This is a genomic window from Clostridium perfringens ATCC 13124, from assembly GCF_000013285.1.
Classification (GTDB): Bacteria; Bacillota; Clostridia; order Clostridiales; family Clostridiaceae; genus Sarcina; species Sarcina perfringens.
Window position 1 is genome coordinate 1853295 of sequence record NC_008261.1, and the last position, 18093, is coordinate 1871387.

Below are 18093 nucleotides of genomic sequence, written 5' to 3' on the forward strand. Positions count from 1 at the left end.
ATAATAAAAAATAGATTATATGCATATAATCTATTTGAGGTGATTTTATGACTTTAAAAAACAAAAATAATTTAATAAAACATCTTAGTTTTATTACTATTATTTTAATTTCCTTTACTTTAATATTTACCTTTAAAGATAATTCTACTAAATCTGTTATTAATGAAAATACTATTAAAGAAACTATAAAGTCAGATTTAAATGGTGATGGGAAAGAAGATTGTTTATATATAGAATTAGGAAGTGAAAATAATTATATAATAAATGCAACTATTAATGAAAAAAGTTATGAATTAACTCCAAATAAAACAATTAATTCTCTAGGTAACTTTTCGCCTAATCGTCCTATAACTTTAAACTTATTAGATTTAGACAGAAATAATATTAAAGAGATAATTGTTCAATCTTCTGAAGAAGATAGCTCTATACAGCATTTATTTAAGTGGACTGGAAATGGCTTTGAAGATATATTTTACTCTACAAACAATATATTAGGAATTGTAGATTCAAATAATGGGAAAACCCCTAAAATACTTTCTTTTTCCTTAGGTGATAGTAAAGAAAATATTCAAAAATATATGCTTTTAAATAAAAAATTTAAAAATATATCCTATGATACAGTTGAACCTACTGGACTATATTCTATAATTTCTTTTATAGACATAATATCTTTAAATTATGAAATATCTGAACTTCCAAATATATTTGCAACTTATATTTCTAAAGAAGATCTATCTCAAATATGGAGATTAGAAAAAGAGTCTTATTATTATGACTTTCAAGAGGCTTTCTTTATGGATATAGCTTGGAATAATACTGGAGAAGCCACTAATTGCTCTTGGACCTTAAACTTTAATAAAATCCCAAAAGAAAACCCTAATAATAAATCACAAGTTAAATTCATAATTCAATTAGAAAAAATTAATGATACATTTTTAATAAGTTCCATAAATTTAAATATTAATAAATAATAAAAAGAGATTTATCAAAATAACTTATAAATAAAAATTATAAATAAAATTTGATCAAAGTTAAGAATTTCTCATAATATATTTATAAATTTCATATACAAGTTTTGATAAATCTCTTTTTTAAATTAAGTATATAAATCTAATAAGTTATTTTTCCTTCCTTATACATCTTTAAAACCTTATCTAAAAATCTAGCTCTTTGAGGATCAACAAAATTTCTAAGGGAAAGTATCATAGTAACTATTGGATCCATACTTGTATCACCACTTACATTATTTGGTGCTCCTAAATTTCCACCTCCCATATTTCCACCCATCATATTAGCAATAGCTCCTAAGTTCCCCATATTACCCATTGGATTCATTCCTTGTGCTCCGCCACCTAGTAATCCCATAAGTGAGCTTAAATCCCCCATAGGGTTTCCATCTCCCATAATAGCTGATAAAGGATTATTATTATTCATATTTCCTTTCTTACTACTTTTATTCTTAGAAGAATTATTCTTTCCTCCATCCTTGTTATTTAAAATAGAATTTATAGAATTCATATCGAATCCATCACTGCCCATAGAAGATAGAACTTCTGATACTTTGTTTACATCAACATCTCCAAGTCCTAACATATCTAACATCTGAGGATTTAATCCCCCCATAAAATTTCCTTGATTTGAATTTTCACTAACTTTATTTTTGCGTCTACGCTTTGACATCTCCTATCCTCCTTAATAAATTTATGTATATGTACTATAATTTTTTATTTTTTTAGGAGGGTTAAAAAACCCTCCAAAAATTATTCTAACAACATTCATAGCCGCAGCTATTTGCGTTTACACCACCACATAGCCAGAATAATAAGAATAAGATATATGCTCTATCATTGCATAATAAACCTGATTGACAAAGTATTAGCAATGTTGGTAATGTTGTGCAAGCATTAAATCCTGAACAACCAGTATTTCTACTTTGTTGACTGCAGCAATCATGTTTTTTGCCTTTGCATTTGCATTCGCATTTACATCTGCATCTACATTTGCAGCATTTCTTTCTACTCATAAAAATTCACTCCTTTTTCTATTAGCAACATCTATTATTGTTGCATCCACAAGCATTAAATCCACCGCATAGTAATGATAATAAAATTAAGATATATGCTCTATCGTTACATAATAAACCTGAACATTGTAAAACTAAAAGAGTTGGTAGTACTGTACAAGCATCCATTCCTGTACATCCGCCATGTCTACTATAGTTTTCATGACTATTACAGCAACATTTTTTCTTTCTACTCATTTCTCTTTACTCCTTTTCTATTTTCTAAGCCTTTGTTAACATCCACAATTACCTAATAATCCATTGCAGTTATTGTTTCCGCCATTATTTCCGAAGCCACCACATAAAGTTGCTAAAATAATTATCCATATTATAGCGTTACATCCAAATCCACCATTTCCGCCTCCACAGCAGCATTCATCTTCACAGCAGCAACAGCATCTGTTACTATTTCCACCGAATCCGCCATTTCCGCCGAATCCGCCACCACATAATAAGAATAACCAAATTAATGTCCATATTCCGCCACCGAAGCCAAAACCACAGTTATTTCCGAATCCTCCGCAGTTATTTCCAAAGCCACCACAATTGTTTCCAAATCCACCACAAGAGTTATTTCCAAATCCGTTAAAATTATTAACTCCTCCTACAGATTGTCCACAATTATCAAAAGAATTTCCACATCCTGAAGTATTACAGCATCCTGAGTTACCACAATTGTCATTTGACATTCCTTCTAAGATTTCATTTAAGTCCATAAATGTTACCTCCATATATTTTCTTTATACTATATAGTATTCTCTTCACAAATTTTTGACACATATTTATGGAATATTTTCTACTTTTTGTAATAAATATTGATAAAAGGGCATATACTTCAAAAAAAGAAGCTGCGAAGATAAAATCTTCACAGCTTCTTTAATACTATATTCTAGAAACATCTAAAAAGTTAATTTTATATTTAATTTATGAAATTAAACTTCTTCAACTAAATCATCAAAAAGGTAATCTACAAGTTCATCTTTTCCTTTTTTATTTAATGAAGAGAAGAACTTAAGTTTGTGATCTTTAGGTAATCCTAGAGTTTCTTTTATAAGCTTTTCGCTTTTTCCTATTTGATTATTAGATATCTTATCACTCTTTGTTGCAATAACTACAACTTCATATCCATAATGCTTTATCCATTCATACATTTGAACATCATCAGCAGTAGGCTTATGTCTACAATCTACTAATAAAACAACCTTCTTTAAAGGTCCTCTATTTAATAAATATCTTTCTATTGTAGCACCCCAAGATGCCTTCTCTTTTTTAGATACTTTTGCATATCCATAACCAGGTAAATCTACTAAATAAAAATCTTTATTTAATAAGAAGAAATTTATTAATCTAGTTTTTCCTGGAGTTTGACTTACCTTTGCTAAGCCTCTTCTATTAGTTAATGAATTAATTATAGAAGATTTACCAACATTTGATCTACCAACAAAAGCTATTTCTGGTAGGTTATCATCAGGATACTGTTCTCTCTTAACCGCTGATATTATAAATTCCGAACTTTTTATTTTCATTATTTTTCAACTCCAACCAATGCATTTTCTAATACATCATCAATTTTATCTGCAAGTATTATATTTAAACTATCCTTAACTATTTTAGGAAGTTTAATTACGTCTTTTTCATTTTCCTTAGGAACTATAACCGTATCAATTCCTACTCTTCTTGCTGCTAAGCATTTTTCTTTTAAACCACCAATAGCTAAAACTTTTCCAGTTAAAGTTATTTCTCCAGTCATAGCAACATTGTGTTTAACTTTTTTACCAGTTAATGCTGATACTAAGGCAGTAGTCATAGTAACCCCTGCAGAAGGACCATCCTTTGGTACTGCACCCTCTGGAGCATGTATATGAATATCTTTCTTAGAATAAAACTCATCCTTTATTCCTAATTCCTTCATATGAGCTCTCACATAAGAGTATGCAGCTTTTGCAGATTCCTTCATTACATCTCCAAGTTGTCCAGTAAGCTCTAATCTGCCCTTACCATCCATAACCATTACTTCTACTGGTAAAGTATCTCCACCATAAGCAGTCCAAGCCATTCCTGTAACTACTCCAACCTTATCTTCCTTATCAATTTCTTCATAGCTAAAGATTTTTGGCCCTAAGTATTTTTCAACTAACTTAGTAGATATATTTAAATTTTTCTTATCTTTTTCTATTATATCCTTTATTCCTTTTCTTATAACATTAGCTATTTGTCTTTGAAGATTTCTTACTCCAGACTCTCTTGTATAACTATCTATAATAAGTTTTAAAGCAGAATCAGATATAGTTATTATTTTATTATCAACACCATGTTCTTTTAATACCTTTGGTACTAAATATTTCTTAGCTATTCTGAATTTTTCTTCATAAGTATATCCTGATACCTCTATTAATTCCATTCTATCTAAAAGAGGTCTTGGAATTCCATCTAAAGAGTTTGCTGTTGTTATAAACATAACCTCTGATAAATCAACATCCACCTCTAGATAATGGTCTCTAAAAGTTTTATTTTGCTCATTATCAAAAACCTCTAGTAAGGCATCAGCTGGATTTCCTTTGAAATCCATTCCTAACTTATCAATTTCATCTAGTAAAAATACTGGATTCATACTTTTAGCTTCCTTTAATCCAGTAACTATTCTTCCTGGAATTGCTCCAACGTAAGTTCTTCTATGTCCTCTTATATCAGCTTCATCTCTAACTCCACCTAAAGACATTCTTACAAACTTTCTATTTAGTGAAGTTGCAACACTTTTAGCTATAGAAGTTTTACCTACCCCTGGAGGTCCAACTAGGCAAAGAATAGGTCCTCTTAATGAATTACTTATTTGCTTTACAGCTAAATATTCAAGAATTCTATCCTTTACGTCCTTTAATCCATAATGATCTTTATCTAATACTTTTCTCGCATCTTTTATATTTAAAGTATCCTCAGTAAATTCTCCCCAAGGCATGTCTAATAAATTTTCTAAGTAAGTTCTTGTAACTCCTCCATCTTGAGAATATGGAGATGATGCCTTAAGCTTTGAAATTTCATATTGAGCTTTTTCCTTAACCTGATTAGGTAATTTTTTCTCATTTATAACTTTCTCAAACTCAATTATAGCTTTCTTATTATCATCATCTTCTCCAAGTTCCTCTTGGATTACCTTCATTTGCTCTCTTAAATAATATTCTCTTTGGCCTTTATCTAATTTCTTCTTAACTTTAGTTCCAATTCTTTTTTCTATTTTAGCTACTTCAATTTCTTCTTTCACATAAAATATTAATTTTTCTATTCTTTTCTTTAAATCTAAAGTTTGAAGAATATCCTGCTTGTCCTCTTGTTTTATAAGAGCATATGAAGAAATTAAATCTGTAACCTTATTTAAATCTTTTTCTTCTTCTAGATTATCAAATAAATCAACACCATTTATTCCACTACTTGCTGTAATATCTAAAAACTCAAAAAAATCATCCTTTAACTTTCTTGATAAAGCTTCAAGTTCATGGTCAATTTCATTATCAATATCTATTTTCTCTATTGATGCTTCAAGTAATTCCTCTTTATCAAAGAATTCATCCATCTTTGCTCTTTCAATACCTTCTACTAAAACTCTTATAGTGTTTTTTGGCATTTTTACAATTTGCTTTATTTCACAGATTGTACCTATATTAAAGATGTCATCTTCACTCGGATTGTCAATCTCTATATCTTTTTGAGCTGCTAAAAATATTTTTTGATCTCCTGCCATAGCCTTTTCAACAGCTTCTATTGACTTTTCCCTACCAACGTCAAAGTATATAACCATATTAGGAAATACAGTTAGACCTCTTAGAGGAATTAAAGGAAGAATTAATTTATCTTCTTTCATAAATATCCCCTCCAAAAAAATTAATAACTACATATTATATAAATATATAGTCTTTAACAAGTATACACATATTACAAGTTTTTTTCAAGCTTATTTAATTCCATAAAAGAAAACTAACACTTTAAGTGTTAGCTTTCTTTATAGATTCTGCATTTAAGGCACCAGCACCAAAAAATGCCCTATTATCTTTAATTATTAAACTCTCTTTTTCTATACATTCTTCTTCATAAAGTGCAAGATCTAACACCTCTTCAATTTTCTTAACACCAACTATCTTTATTCCATCAATATCTCTAGTTATACTACTTAAATTTTCCTTTGGAACAATTACCAATTCTACTCCCGCTCTCTTTGCTGCTAATATCTTTGCATTTACTCCCCCTATTGGTTTTACCTTTCCCTTTATTGATATCTCACCAGTCATAGCCACTCTATTATTTACAGGCACTCCTTTTATGGCACTATATATGGCTGTAGCTATACTTATTCCAGCAGATGGACCGTCTACTGGTATTCCGCCTGGAAAGTTAACATGTATATCATATGCCTTTGAATTTAAATTAAATATATTATCTAATACTGTCAATACATTCTGTACAGAACAATATGCTGTGCTTTTTCTCTTTATTTTCTTCTCTCCACCGCCTAGTTCCTCATCATCAACTATTCCAGTAATTTTTATACTACCTATACTATTACTTGATAGCTTTGCTGTAGCTTCTATTTCCATTAAAGCTCCATTGTTAGCTCCATACACAGCTAAGCCATTTACATACCCAATTTCAGGTTTATCATTTATCATTCTTTCCATTCTAGGATTATATTGACCATTTTCAATAACCCAATAAATATCACTCTCTTTTATGTAATCTCTATTTTCATTTATTGCAAGGCCAGAACATAATTGCACTAAGTTTATAACTTCTCTTCCATTAGTACAATATCTAGATACTATGTCTAATCCCTCATCACTTATTCTATAACCAACCTTATTTGTGGCATTTAAAGCAATTTTTCTAATCTCTTCAACAGTTAGCCCCCTAAAAAATATTTCTACGCACCTTGACCTTATAGCTGGCACTATTTCCTCTGGACTTCTTGTAGTTGCACCAATTAATCTAAAATCTGCTGGTAATCCATTATCAAATATTTCTTTTATATATCTAGGAGTATTGGGATCTTCTGAACTATAATAGGCTGAATCTAAAAAAACTTTTCTATCCTCTAAAACTTTAAGAAGTTTATTTAATTCAATAGGATGGAGTTCTCCTATTTCATCTATAAAAAGTATTCCTCCATGAGCCTTTGTTACAGCTCCTGGCTTAGGTTGAGGAACCCCTGCAATCCCTAAGGAACCTGCTCCTTGATATATTGGATCATGAACGGAACCTATTAGTGGATCTGCTATCCCCCTCTCATCAAATCTTAAAGTTGTGGCATCTATTTCAACAAATTTAGAGTCCTTATTAAAAGGAGATGCTGCCATTTTCTTAGCCTCTTCTAAAATTATTCTAGCAGCTGCAGTTTTTCCTACCCCTGGCGGACCATATATTATTACATGCTGTGGATTTGGCCCACAAAGTGCTGCTTTAAGAGCTTTTATTCCCTTTTCCTGTCCTATTATTTCTTCTAAATTACTTGGTCTACTTTTTTCAGTTAAAGGTTCTGTCAGTTTTATCATTCTTAATTTATTTAATTTTTCCATTTCTTTTTCATTTTCTTTTTCTAAAACACTATTATCTTTCTTCTTACTCGCAAAGGACTTGCTCATATATATATAGAATAAAATTGACATAAGTAATTGTAGAAACATTATAAATGTATAAGTATTCATCTCTAATACCTCCCGTTCTATACGGTTAGTATTTACCTATTTTTGTGATGATATTCCAAAAACTCCATAAAAAATAAAAAAGATGCATAAATAGTATGCATCTTTTTCTATTAAGCAGTTTCTATATCTTTTCTAGCTTTATTTTTCTTCTCAGTTTTTAAAGTTGGTCTAACTTCTCCTTCTGGAAGCTTTTCAAGCTCTGGATCTTTTCTATCTTTTATTGTCTCTTCAGTTATAGTAGCTTTTACAATATTCTCTTCTGATGGTATATCAAACATTATATCCATCATAGTTTCTTCTACTATAGCTCTTAATCCTCTAGCACCAGTTTTTCTATTTATAGCTTCATCTGCAATAGCTTTTAAAGCTTCCTCTGTAAAATCTAGTTTTACATTATCAAGCTCAAATAACTTTTTGTATTGTTTTACTAGAGCATTCTTTGGCTTAGTTAAAATACTTACTAAAGCTTCGTTATCTAAAGCTTCTAAAGTTACTAATACTGGTAATCTACCAACAAATTCTGGTATTAAACCAAATTTTAATAAATCCCCAGGCATTATATCCTTTAAAAGTTCTCCAACGTTCTTTTCGCTTTTTCCTTTAACCTCAGCGCCAAAACCTATAGAACTCTTAGTTCCTCTTTTTTCTATTATTTTATCTATTCCATCAAAAGCTCCACCACAAATAAATAAAATATTTGAAGTATTAATTTGTATAAACTCTTGATGTGGATGCTTTCTTCCACCTTGTGGTGGTACTGAAGCTGTTGTTCCCTCTAATATTTTTAATAAGGCTTGTTGAACACCCTCTCCAGAAACATCTCTTGTAATAGATGGATTTTCTGATTTTCTAGCAATCTTATCTATCTCATCTATATATATTATACCTTTTTCAGCTCTTTCAACATCATAATCTGCATTTTGAATTAGCTTTAAAAGTATATTTTCAACATCTTCACCAACATATCCTGCCTCTGTTAATGTTGTAGCATCTGCTATAGCAAATGGAACATTTAACATTTTAGCAAGTGTTTGCGCAAGTAATGTCTTACCTGAACCTGTAGGTCCTAATAAAAGTATGTTACTTTTTTGTAATTCAACATCATCCTCTGCCTTATTAGCATTTATTCTCTTGTAATGATTATAAACAGCTACTGCTAAAGATTTCTTAGCTCTATCTTGACCAACAACATATTGATCTAAATAGTCTTTGATTTCTTGTGGCTTTGGAAGATTGCTAGCTTCTAATGGTGATGATTCTGTATTTCCTTCAAATTCATCTTCTATTATTTCTGAACAAAGCTCTATACATTCATCACATATATATACACCAGGACCTGCGATTAATCTCTTAACCTGTTCCTGATTTTTACCACAAAAAGAACATCTTAATTGCTTTTTGTCTTCAAATTTTCCCATCTTATCCACCTCAACTTTCAATAAGATTTAAGTTGTAGATTATTTTCTTTCTATAACTTTATCTATTAATCCGTATTCTACTGCTTCTGATGCTTCCATGAAATAATCTCTTTCAACATCTACTTTTATCTTTTCAAGAGGTTGATTTGTATTTTCACTTAAGATTTGGTTTAATTTATCTTTTATCTTTAATATTCTCTTAGCATGAATATCTATATCAGTTGCTTGCCCTTGGAATCCACCTAAAGGTTGGTGTATCATTATTTCAGCATTTGGTAATGCGAATCTCTTTCCTTTTGCTCCTGAAGATAATAAGAATGCTCCCATAGAAGCAGCCATACCTATACAGATTGTAGATACGTCAGGCTTTATATATTGCATAGTATCATAAATTGCCATTCCAGAAGTTATAGAACCTCCTGGGGAATTTATGTAAAGATGTATATCTTTATCTGGATCTTCACTTTCTAAGAATAATAATTGTGCAACAACAAGGTTAGCCGTTACATCATTAACCTCTCCACTTAACATTATTATTCTATCTTTTAATAATCTTGAGAATATATCGTAACTTCTTTCGCCTTTGCTTGTTTGTTCAACTACCATAGGTACTAAATTGCTCATTAAATTCCCTCCTTTTAAAAAAAACTCTAATTATAATATTGCCATATATATCATAAAAACATACATTATCATAATTATTATATAAAAAAAATAGATATTTGTTAATTAGTCTTTTTCTAAACAAACTTTTAATTTTAAAATAATTGCCAAGAAATACTTCCTGGCAATTATCTGAAAGTTTATTTATTTATTATTTTAAAGATTCAAATAACATTTTTAAAGTTTTTTCTCTCTTAACATCTAACTCTAAAGCAGCTCTTTGAGCATTTAATAATAGATCAACCATTTTCTCAGTTTCTGCTCCGTTTGAGTACATTTTAGCAACTTCTTCTGCTTTTGCTTTTAATTCTTCTTCAGTAGCTTCTATAGCTTCTGCTTCAGTTACAGCACTCATAACTAAATCAGTTTTTACTTTTCTTTCAGCATTTTCTTTCATGTAAGATTTCATCTTATCTTCAGTGCTTCCAGTGAACTCATAGTATTGCTCTAAGCTTAGTCCTTGTTGTCCTAATCTCATTTCTAAGTCTCTTACCATGTTTTCAACTTCTCTGTTTATCATAGCTTCTGGAATTTCTACTTTTGCGTTATCAACTACAGCGTTTATAACTTTTTCTTCCATTTCTCTTTTAGCTCTTAATTCGTTAGCTTTTACAGCTTTTTCTTTTAAGTCAGCTTTTAATTCTTCTAAAGTATCAAATTCTGAAACTTCTTTAGCAAACTCATCATCTAAAGCTGGTAATTCTTTAACTTTTATTTCTTTTACAGTTACTTCGAATTTAGCTGGTTTTCCGTTTAAGTCTTCTTTTCCATAAGCTTCTGGGAATGTTACGTTAACATCTTTGCTTTCTCCAACTTTTAATCCAACTAATTGCTCTTCAAAGTTATCTATGAAGCTTCCTGAACCTATTTCTAATGGATAATCTTTTCCTTCTCCACCTTCGAATGCTACGTCATCTATGAATCCTTTGAAGTCTATAACAGCTATGTTTCCATTTTCAACTGTTCCTTCTTCTTTAGTTTCAACTCTAGCATTTCTTGCTTGCATATCAGCTAATTGTTTTTCTATGTCTTCTTCTTTTACTTCGTAAGATACTTCTTCAACTTCTAATCCTTTGTAATCTCCTAAAGTAACTTCTGGGTAAGTAGTAACTTTAGCTTTGTAAACTAAGTCTTTTCCTTCTCCAACTTCTACTACTTCGATTTGTGGATAATCAACTGGTCTTACGTTGTTTTCTTCTAAAGCAACTCCGTAAGTTTTATCTATACAAGCGTTTATTGCATCATCAAATAAAACTTCAACTCCGTAGAATTTTTTAACCATGTTCATTGGAACTTTTCCTTTTCTGAATCCTGGTATGTTAAACTTCTTTGAGTTTTTATTATAAGACTTTTTTAACGCCTCGTTAAAGTCCTTAGCATCAACTTTAATTTCTAATTCTACAACATTTGTGTCTATTTTGTTCATTTTAGCTTCCATTGTATATTCCTCCTGTAAATAGCCTTTTAAATTCATCTTTTATGAATTAACCTAGGCAATTATAACATATAATTTCTTTTTTTATCAAATATTTCTTTTATTTTATTCTTACATTTATACATTTTATCATACTAGTAGTTTTTTTTCTATAAAATCTTTAACATCTTTTAATTCTTCGTAAGTTTTAAAATTATCCCTATAAACTTCTATTATTAATGGTCCTTTATAATCTAAAGTTTTTAGTTTTTCAATGATAGGTTTATAATTTACTCTCCCCTTACCTGGAAGTAAACAAATACTTTTTTCATCTCTATCGTTTATATGAAAATTAATTAAATCCTTCCCCATAATATCAATATAATGGAGAGGATTTTCATTACTTTTATATGCTTGTTTTATATCACAGGTAAATTTAATATCATATTTTATGTTATTTTTTAAATACTTTAAAAATTCTATATCTGAAGACATACACCAGGAGACATTTTCTTGAGATAAATATATATTATTTTCTCTTGCTATATAAGCTAATTCATTATATATATCTAAAATTCCCTTCTTATTAATAGTATTAAACTCTTGTTTTCTCATACCATGAAAGGTATATGAAAAAGCTCCTAATTTATTAGTAGCTTTACATATATTCTTAAAAACTTCTAAAGAATCTTTTCTTCTTCTCTCATATTGATCAAATAAATAAGGTTCATACATAGATGAAAAAAAATGTACTGATTTTATATTAAAGTTATTTTTCTCTTTTTCCTCAATTAATTTCTTTACAAAATCATCACTATACTCATAATAAGTATTTAAAAATAATTCTCCTGTATTAAAATCCAATTCTTTCATTATTTTAAATGATTTTTCCAATTCAAAATCTGGATAAAAACATGCTGAAGAAATTCCAACTTCCAAATTAATTTCTCTCCTTCCTTTTTAATCCTTATTATTATAACTTATAGTAAACATTTAAATAAACTTTTTTAATTTTTATTTTAAATAATATCATTTGCTTATATGGAGATACTATGTTATGATAAGCTTTGTTTGATTGTGAGAATTTTAAAAATAAAATAAATTTTAAAAACTAAAAATATACAAGAAGAAAGAGGATAAAGAATGAACAATATAAAATTTGATGACTTAGGTCTTAAGGAAAGCTTACTTAAAGCTATAAAAGATATGGGATTTGAAGAGCCATCTCAAATACAAGCTGAAAGTATTCCTGTAGCCCTAGAAGGACACGATATAATCGGTCAAGCTCAAACTGGTACTGGTAAAACAGCTGCTTTTGGATGCGCTATAATAAATAATGCTGATTTTTCAGGAAAGAAGAAATCTCCAAAAGCACTTATTTTAGCACCAACTAGAGAGCTTGCTATACAAGTTAATGAAGAACTTGTAAGACTTGGAAAACATGAAAAACTTTCTGTTTTACCAATATACGGTGGTCAACCAATAGATAGACAAATTAGAGCTTTAAAAAATGGTGTTGATATAGTTGTTGGAACACCTGGTAGAGTATTAGATTTAATAAGAAGAAAGAGTTTACCTCTTAACGATATAGGATTCCTAGTGTTAGATGAAGCTGACGAAATGTTAAACATGGGATTCATCGATGATTTAGAAGAAATTGTTAAATCATTAAAAACTGATAGACAAACACTTTTATTCTCTGCTACTATGCCTCCGCAAATAAAGAAATTAGCTAGAAATTACATGAAAGAAGATACTAAGCACATCGCAATAAAGAAAAGTTCTTTAACAGTTTCAAAAATAGAACAATTTTATTTTGAAATAAAACATAGAGATAGATTTGAAACACTTTGTAGAGTTTTAGATTTTGATGAACCAAATGCTGCAATAATTTTCTGCAAAACAAAAAAAGGTGTTGACGAAGTTGTAGAAAAAATGCAAGCTAGAGGATATATGGTTGAAGGTATGCACGGAGATATGAGCCAAAACCATAGACTTCAAACTTTAAGAAAATTCAAAGAAGGAAGCTTAGACTTCTTAGTTGCTACTGATGTTGCAGCTAGAGGAATAGACGTTGAAAGCGTAACTCACGTTATAAACTACGATCTACCACAAGACAATGAAAGTTATGTACATAGAATCGGAAGAACAGGTAGAGCTAACAGAGAGGGAGTTGCTTATTCTTTAGTTACTCCAAAAGAATATATGATGCTTAAACAAATACAAAAGCATACTAAGAGTAAAATAATAAGAAAAGCTGTACCTACAGTTGATGAAATATTCCAAAATAAACATAATAACATAATAAATAATGTAAAATCTACTATAGAAGAAGCTTCAGAAGATTTCCAAAAGTTTATTCCAATAGCTACTCAATTAGATGAAGATTATAGCTTAGTAGATGTTGCAGCTGCTCTTTTAAAAATAGTATTTGATAAAGAATCTTCTTTTGATTACACTTCAAATTCTATAGAAGCTCCTGTAATGGACGAAACTAGATTATTTATGTCTGTTGGAAGAAGAGATGGTATAACTCCTAAATCTCTTGTTAACTTCTTAAAAGAGACTGCTAGAATAAGCCCTAAGCAAGTTGGAGATATAGACATAAAAGAAAACTTCTGCTTTGCTAACGTTGATGCTGATGCAGTAAATAATATAATGAAAAAATCAATGGGTAAAAAACTTAACAAAAGAACTGTTAATATAGAAGTTGCTAAAAAAAGAAAATAATATAAAAAAATACATACTCATATGAGTATGTATTTTTTTTATTTATTCTTACAACAACCAGATCCATTTGAACATCCACATCCATTTTTAGAACACCCTCCTTGGCATCCTCCCTTTGAAGAACATCCTCCACAGGTTCCATTTGCTTTTTTAGGACATCCTCCTCTACTTCCACAGCAACTTTTTTTAAAGCCTAACTCTTCTAACTCTTCTTCACTTAAGTATTTCAGTGGAAATTCATTTTCACCAAAGCTTTCATACTCTGGAGTATCCTTAATTTCATTTCTATCTATATTTAACAAAATTATCACCTCATTATTTTTATAAATACAAATTTAATAAATTATTATTTTGTATTATTACCTATTAATATAACATACTAAATAAGCTTTAACTACTTAAATTAAAATTTTAATTTTTTATAATTTTTAGCATTTTTTCATTATTTATGATAAAATTTATTTATAAAACATTTACATTATGAGGAGGTACATTATGAGTATTCATATAGGTGCAAAAGAAGGTCAAATAGCCGAAACAATTTTATTACCAGGAGATCCTTTAAGAGCTAAATTTATAGCTGAAACTTTTTTAGAAAATCCAGTTTGTTACAATGAAGTTAGAGGAATGTTAGGATATACAGGAACATATAAAGGAAAAAAAATATCAGTTCAAGGTACTGGTATGGGGGTTCCTTCAATTTCTATTTACGTTAATGAACTTATAAGAGATTATGGAGTTAAAAATTTAATAAGAGTAGGTACTGCTGGCGGTATGCAAGAAGATATAAAAGTTAGAGATTTAGTTTTAGCAATGTCATCTCATACTGATTCTGCAATAAATAAAGTTAGATTTAACGGTTTAGATTTTGCTCCAACAGCATCATTTAAACTTTTAAAGGCCGCTTACGATACTGCCGTTGAAAAAGGATATTCTCCTAAGGTTGGTAGCGTATTCACAGCTGATAGCTTCTATAATGATAATCCTGAAGCATGGAAACAATGGGCTAAATTTGGTACTTTAGCTGTTGAAATGGAAACTGCAGCTTTATATACCTTAGCAGCTAAGTATGGTGTTAATGCGTTAACAATACTTACTATAAGTGATCATTTAATTACTGCTGAGGAAACTACTAGTGAGGAGCGTCAAACTACCTTCACAAAGATGATGGAAGTTGCTCTTGATGCTGCTATAACTTTATAAAATAAAAGAGCTTTATCAAAATAACTTTTGATAAAGCTCCTTTTTATTTATTAATTACTCTTCTTCTAATCCTGGTAATGAAAAGTCTTGTACATTATAAACTATCCATTTTCCATTTTCATACTTCATATTTGTGAAAAAGTTTTTTTCCATTGATTCACTTTTAACATCTATTCCTAATATTTTCTTTTTTATCTTATAAGAAACATTAACTACAATACTAGCTTCATAAACACCATGATTTCGTTCTATTGAACTATTTTCCATCTTAATTTTAAGATCGCTTATATCATAGTCATTCTTTAAAAGAAAATATTTTTGACTTAATGTATTATATATATTATCCTTAACTTCATCCTTAGCATTTCTTATATCATTTTTATCCTCTGAATTTAAAGCCTGAAATACGCTACTATAAAATTCCTTTACAACTTTTTCAACATCTTCTTTTATGATTGTATCTTTTAAATCTAATTCTATATTTATTTCTGGATGATCTTCTATATAAAACTTTTGGCTATCTATCTCTCCCCAAGGAGTGTTGCATTTTATAGTTAAGTAAGTTGAACCATCCTTTGGGAAAGGACCAACATCCTTAAAATCTTTTACCTTTATACCCGAGTCCTCTCCATTTATATATACATTACTATCATCAAAACTACTCTTAACTGTGACTAAGGTTCCATTTAAAGGTATGTCTATCTTATTATTATCCATGAAAACAATATTTTTTTCTTCTACTAAATTAGAATTATATGCTTTCTTTTCAATCTTAAGATCATAGACTCCTGGTATTAAGTTAGGTATTTCTAAAGTTCTACTAGTATTAGTTGTACCTATAAAATTACCATTTAAATACACACTAGCTTCCGGGAAATTAGATGCCACAATAAGTTTCTTTTTTTGTATTACAACATACCATTTTTCTCCCCAAAAACTTTTTTTAGACTCCAATTTTGTAGAGTATATCTCATCCCCATTTTCTAAAGAAGAAACTAACTTATTAATTCTACTTTTATCCGCTTTAAAAAAATCAATATATGGTATTAACTCCTCTTTTGTTATTCCAGAATTTTTATTTCCATCTTCTATTAAGTTCATTAAAGCTCTTTCATTTCCTTTGCTTAAGGAATTAGATAATTGTTCAATTACATCTCTCTTTTTACTACTAACATTACCATATAGAAATACTATAATTAAGGCTAAAGCAATAACACAAATTATTATTACCTTAGGATCCTTTTCTTTTATAATTTTATCCTTTACTCTTTTATAAAAGCTATAAATGTTATGACCTACCCCTGTAATACTCTCTCTCAATTTATCCATATGTTAAAACTTACTCCTCTAGTAAATTTATAATCCATTTATTACATTCTGTACATTTATAAACTTGTATTCCAAAAGGATATAGCATTTCATCTTTAAATCTATTATAATCACTTCTTAACTCTTTTAATGAATAAAATTCATCATCTTCAGTTAAAGCCCCAACTAATTCACATATATAATTTTCTTTAGTTTTAAAACAGCAATCATTCTCATCTGTACACTCTATTTTCTCTAATTTTAATTCTTCTTGAAAATCTTGTAATATAGGTATTATATCTTGAAATTCACTTATATCATCTTGAAAATCCCCTGCCAAAAAATCTACTCCACTTATAGTAAATAATTTATCCATTTAATCACCTCTAATTTCCTAATTAAAATTTGCTAACTAATTCTAGTATTACATAAATTAATTAATTTTACTAACTTATTTTAGCATAATAAATATTATTGTAAATAACTTATTGTTAACAATAGTAAAAATAGCCCCTAAATGAGCTATTTATTAATATTTAGATCTAAAATTAAAGTTTATTTATTCTATTATAGATAAAAATTCCTCTTCATTTATTATCTTAATATCGAAATTTTCTTTTATTAAATTTTCTGCTTTTTTTAATTTAATACTCTTTTCATTTTCTTTTAATTTATTTAAATCTCTAATTCCTGTAATTAAGTAATTTGTCTTTTTACTTACAGAACTTGAGACAAAACCACCACACCTTATTACATTTCCTATGGCTTCTCCTCTAGACATAGAACTTAAAGGCCCTGTAAAAACTACATTTTTACATTTTAAAGATATTTCTCCCTCTTTCTTCTTTTCTTTAAGTCTTAAATTACTTGAATATTTGCATTCTCCCTTTCTTCCAGAAGACTTATATCCATTTTCATAAACAGCACCTATTCTTATGGCAAGCTTATCTGAAAGCTCTTCAACTGATTCTATATCTAAATCTTTGCATATATTAAGTAATATGTTAGCACAAGCCCTTGCATCTTCCCCTGCATGGTGATGAGAAAATTCAAATCCTAAAGCTTCACTTACAGTTCCTAATTTATGATTTGGTAATGATTTATAATAATTCTTTGCCATAACTACTGTACAGGCATATTCAAAGTCTGGATAAGGTATATCATAAAAATCTAAAGTTTTTCTAAGAACGCTAATATCAAAAGCTGCATTATGAGCTATTACTAAATTTCCATCTATGTAATCCTTTATTTCTTCCCATATTTCATTAAAAGTTCTCTCATTTTCAACATCCTCTGGTCTAATTCCATGTATCCATATATTCATGGGCTGAAATCTCATTTCACAAGGCTTTATTAAAAAATATTTTTCTTCAACAATTTTATTATCCTTAACAACAGTCAATCCAATAGAACACGCACTATTTCTTTTCTCATTAGCAGTTTCAAAGTCTATTGCAACAAAATCCATTTATGTCTTTCTCCCTTTCTATGTAACAATAAACAATATTATATCACATTTTATTTTATTATTTTAATTTATTTAAATGTAATTCAAAATAAAAAGACCTTACTGTAGAAATAAAATATTTCAAATACAATAAGGTC

The 18093-nt window shown here is 29.0% G+C and carries 17 protein-coding genes; 3 read left to right on the forward strand and 14 right to left on the reverse strand.

Going from position 1 to position 18093, the window contains the following annotated elements:
- The first annotated feature begins 47 nt into the window (after window positions 1-47).
- Complete coding sequence (locus tag CPF_RS07960; RefSeq protein ID WP_011590823.1) at window positions 48-971, forward strand: hypothetical protein; 924 nt, start codon at window positions 48-50, stop codon at window positions 969-971.
- Window positions 972-1110: 139 nt separating this feature from the next.
- On the opposite strand, the gene CPF_RS07965 is transcribed toward CPF_RS07960, so the two are convergent.
- From CPF_RS07965 to CPF_RS08010, 10 genes are all read right to left on the reverse strand, one after another.
- Window positions 1111-1680, reverse strand: a complete 570-nt coding sequence (locus CPF_RS07965; RefSeq protein ID WP_011010422.1) for a hypothetical protein — start codon at window positions 1678-1680, stop codon at window positions 1111-1113.
- A 364-nt stretch (window positions 1681-2044) separates the two neighbouring features.
- Window positions 2045-2260, reverse strand: a complete 216-nt coding sequence (locus CPF_RS07970; protein ID WP_003460758.1) for a hypothetical protein — start codon at window positions 2258-2260, stop codon at window positions 2045-2047.
- Between the two features lie 35 nt (window positions 2261-2295).
- Window positions 2296-2778, reverse strand: coding sequence for a hypothetical protein (locus CPF_RS07975; protein WP_011590826.1), 483 nt, complete (start codon window positions 2776-2778; stop codon window positions 2296-2298).
- A gap of 216 nt (window positions 2779-2994) precedes the next feature.
- Window positions 2995-3588, reverse strand: coding sequence for a ribosome biogenesis GTP-binding protein YihA/YsxC (gene yihA, locus CPF_RS07980; RefSeq protein ID WP_003448636.1), 594 nt, complete (start codon window positions 3586-3588; stop codon window positions 2995-2997).
- Complete coding sequence (gene lon / locus CPF_RS07985; protein WP_003460768.1) at window positions 3588-5918, reverse strand: endopeptidase La; 2331 nt, start codon at window positions 5916-5918, stop codon at window positions 3588-3590. Before lon ends, yihA begins: the two co-directional genes overlap by 1 nt.
- Before the next feature lie 121 nt (window positions 5919-6039).
- Window positions 6040-7752, reverse strand: coding sequence for an ATP-dependent protease LonB (gene lonB, locus CPF_RS07990; protein ID WP_003460767.1), 1713 nt, complete (start codon window positions 7750-7752; stop codon window positions 6040-6042).
- Window positions 7753-7862: 110 nt separating this feature from the next.
- On the reverse strand, window positions 7863-9170 hold the full coding sequence (gene clpX, locus CPF_RS07995; protein WP_003448621.1) for an ATP-dependent Clp protease ATP-binding subunit ClpX: 1308 nt from the start codon (window positions 9168-9170) through the stop codon (window positions 7863-7865).
- Between the two features lie 39 nt (window positions 9171-9209).
- A complete protein-coding gene (gene clpP, locus CPF_RS08000) occupies window positions 9210-9794 on the reverse strand; it encodes an ATP-dependent Clp endopeptidase proteolytic subunit ClpP (RefSeq protein WP_003448628.1) in 585 nt (194 codons plus the stop codon).
- A gap of 190 nt (window positions 9795-9984) precedes the next feature.
- Window positions 9985-11271, reverse strand: a complete 1287-nt coding sequence (tig, locus tag CPF_RS08005; RefSeq protein ID WP_003460760.1) for a trigger factor — start codon at window positions 11269-11271, stop codon at window positions 9985-9987.
- A 126-nt stretch (window positions 11272-11397) separates the two neighbouring features.
- The gene (locus CPF_RS08010; protein ID WP_011590827.1) at window positions 11398-12186 is read right to left on the reverse strand and encodes a sugar phosphate isomerase/epimerase family protein; all 789 of its coding nucleotides are present in this window, start codon (window positions 12184-12186) and stop codon (window positions 11398-11400) included.
- A 204-nt stretch (window positions 12187-12390) separates the two neighbouring features.
- On the opposite strand from CPF_RS08010, the gene CPF_RS08015 reads away from it, so the two are divergent.
- Window positions 12391-13977 (forward strand): DEAD/DEAH box helicase, encoded by a 1587-nt coding sequence (locus CPF_RS08015; RefSeq protein WP_003481525.1) that lies wholly within the window; start codon window positions 12391-12393, stop codon window positions 13975-13977.
- Between the two features lie 38 nt (window positions 13978-14015).
- Here CPF_RS08015 and CPF_RS08020 read toward each other — a convergent pair whose 3' ends face one another.
- Window positions 14016-14288, reverse strand: coding sequence for a hypothetical protein (locus tag CPF_RS08020; protein ID WP_011590828.1), 273 nt, complete (start codon window positions 14286-14288; stop codon window positions 14016-14018).
- Between the two features lie 184 nt (window positions 14289-14472).
- Between CPF_RS08020 and deoD the strand changes: the two genes are divergently transcribed.
- Window positions 14473-15180, forward strand: coding sequence for a purine-nucleoside phosphorylase (gene deoD, locus CPF_RS08025; protein WP_003470332.1), 708 nt, complete (start codon window positions 14473-14475; stop codon window positions 15178-15180).
- Window positions 15181-15234: 54 nt separating this feature from the next.
- On the opposite strand, the gene CPF_RS08030 is transcribed toward deoD, so the two are convergent.
- The 3 genes from CPF_RS08030 to CPF_RS08040 form a co-directional block, all read right to left on the reverse strand.
- Window positions 15235-16509 carry a zinc ribbon domain-containing protein gene (locus CPF_RS08030; protein ID WP_003457229.1) on the reverse strand — a complete coding sequence of 425 codons (1275 nt, stop codon included), beginning with the start codon at window positions 16507-16509 and terminating at the stop codon, window positions 15235-15237.
- Window positions 16510-16519: 10 nt separating this feature from the next.
- Entirely contained in the window at window positions 16520-16864 is a 345-nt protein-coding gene (locus CPF_RS08035) for a hypothetical protein (RefSeq protein ID WP_003457196.1), read from the reverse strand.
- 183 nt (window positions 16865-17047) lie between these two features.
- On the reverse strand, window positions 17048-17956 hold the full coding sequence (locus CPF_RS08040; RefSeq protein WP_003457170.1) for an exonuclease domain-containing protein: 909 nt from the start codon (window positions 17954-17956) through the stop codon (window positions 17048-17050).
- Between the last annotated feature and the right edge of the window lie 137 nt (window positions 17957-18093).

What these genes read in the sequence shown, in the direction of transcription:
- clpP (WP_003448628.1), bottom strand. Translation starts at nt 9,794, where the DNA reads ATGAGCAATTTAGTACCTATGGTAGTTGAACAAACAAGCAAAGGCGAA.
- CPF_RS08015 (WP_003481525.1), top strand. Translation starts at nt 12,391, where the DNA reads ATGAACAATATAAAATTTGATGACTTAGGTCTTAAGGAAAGCTTACTT.
- CPF_RS08030 (WP_003457229.1), bottom strand. Translation starts at nt 16,509, where the DNA reads ATGGATAAATTGAGAGAGAGTATTACAGGGGTAGGTCATAACATTTAT.
- CPF_RS07975 (WP_011590826.1), bottom strand. Translation starts at nt 2,778, where the DNA reads ATGGACTTAAATGAAATCTTAGAAGGAATGTCAAATGACAATTGTGGT.
- CPF_RS08035 (WP_003457196.1), bottom strand. Translation starts at nt 16,864, where the DNA reads ATGGATAAATTATTTACTATAAGTGGAGTAGATTTTTTGGCAGGGGAT.
- CPF_RS07970 (WP_003460758.1), bottom strand. Translation starts at nt 2,260, where the DNA reads ATGAGTAGAAAGAAAAAATGTTGCTGTAATAGTCATGAAAACTATAGT.
- tig (WP_003460760.1), bottom strand. Translation starts at nt 11,271, where the DNA reads ATGGAAGCTAAAATGAACAAAATAGACACAAATGTTGTAGAATTAGAA.
- yihA (WP_003448636.1), bottom strand. Translation starts at nt 3,588, where the DNA reads ATGAAAATAAAAAGTTCGGAATTTATAATATCAGCGGTTAAGAGAGAA.
- CPF_RS08040 (WP_003457170.1), bottom strand. Translation starts at nt 17,956, where the DNA reads ATGGATTTTGTTGCAATAGACTTTGAAACTGCTAATGAGAAAAGAAAT.
- CPF_RS07965 (WP_011010422.1), bottom strand. Translation starts at nt 1,680, where the DNA reads ATGTCAAAGCGTAGACGCAAAAATAAAGTTAGTGAAAATTCAAATCAA.
- clpX (WP_003448621.1), bottom strand. Translation starts at nt 9,170, where the DNA reads ATGGGAAAATTTGAAGACAAAAAGCAATTAAGATGTTCTTTTTGTGGT.
- CPF_RS07960 (WP_011590823.1), top strand. Translation starts at nt 48, where the DNA reads ATGACTTTAAAAAACAAAAATAATTTAATAAAACATCTTAGTTTTATT.
- lon (WP_003460768.1), bottom strand. Translation starts at nt 5,918, where the DNA reads ATGAAAGAAGATAAATTAATTCTTCCTTTAATTCCTCTAAGAGGTCTA.
- lonB (WP_003460767.1), bottom strand. Translation starts at nt 7,752, where the DNA reads ATGAATACTTATACATTTATAATGTTTCTACAATTACTTATGTCAATT.
- deoD (WP_003470332.1), top strand. Translation starts at nt 14,473, where the DNA reads ATGAGTATTCATATAGGTGCAAAAGAAGGTCAAATAGCCGAAACAATT.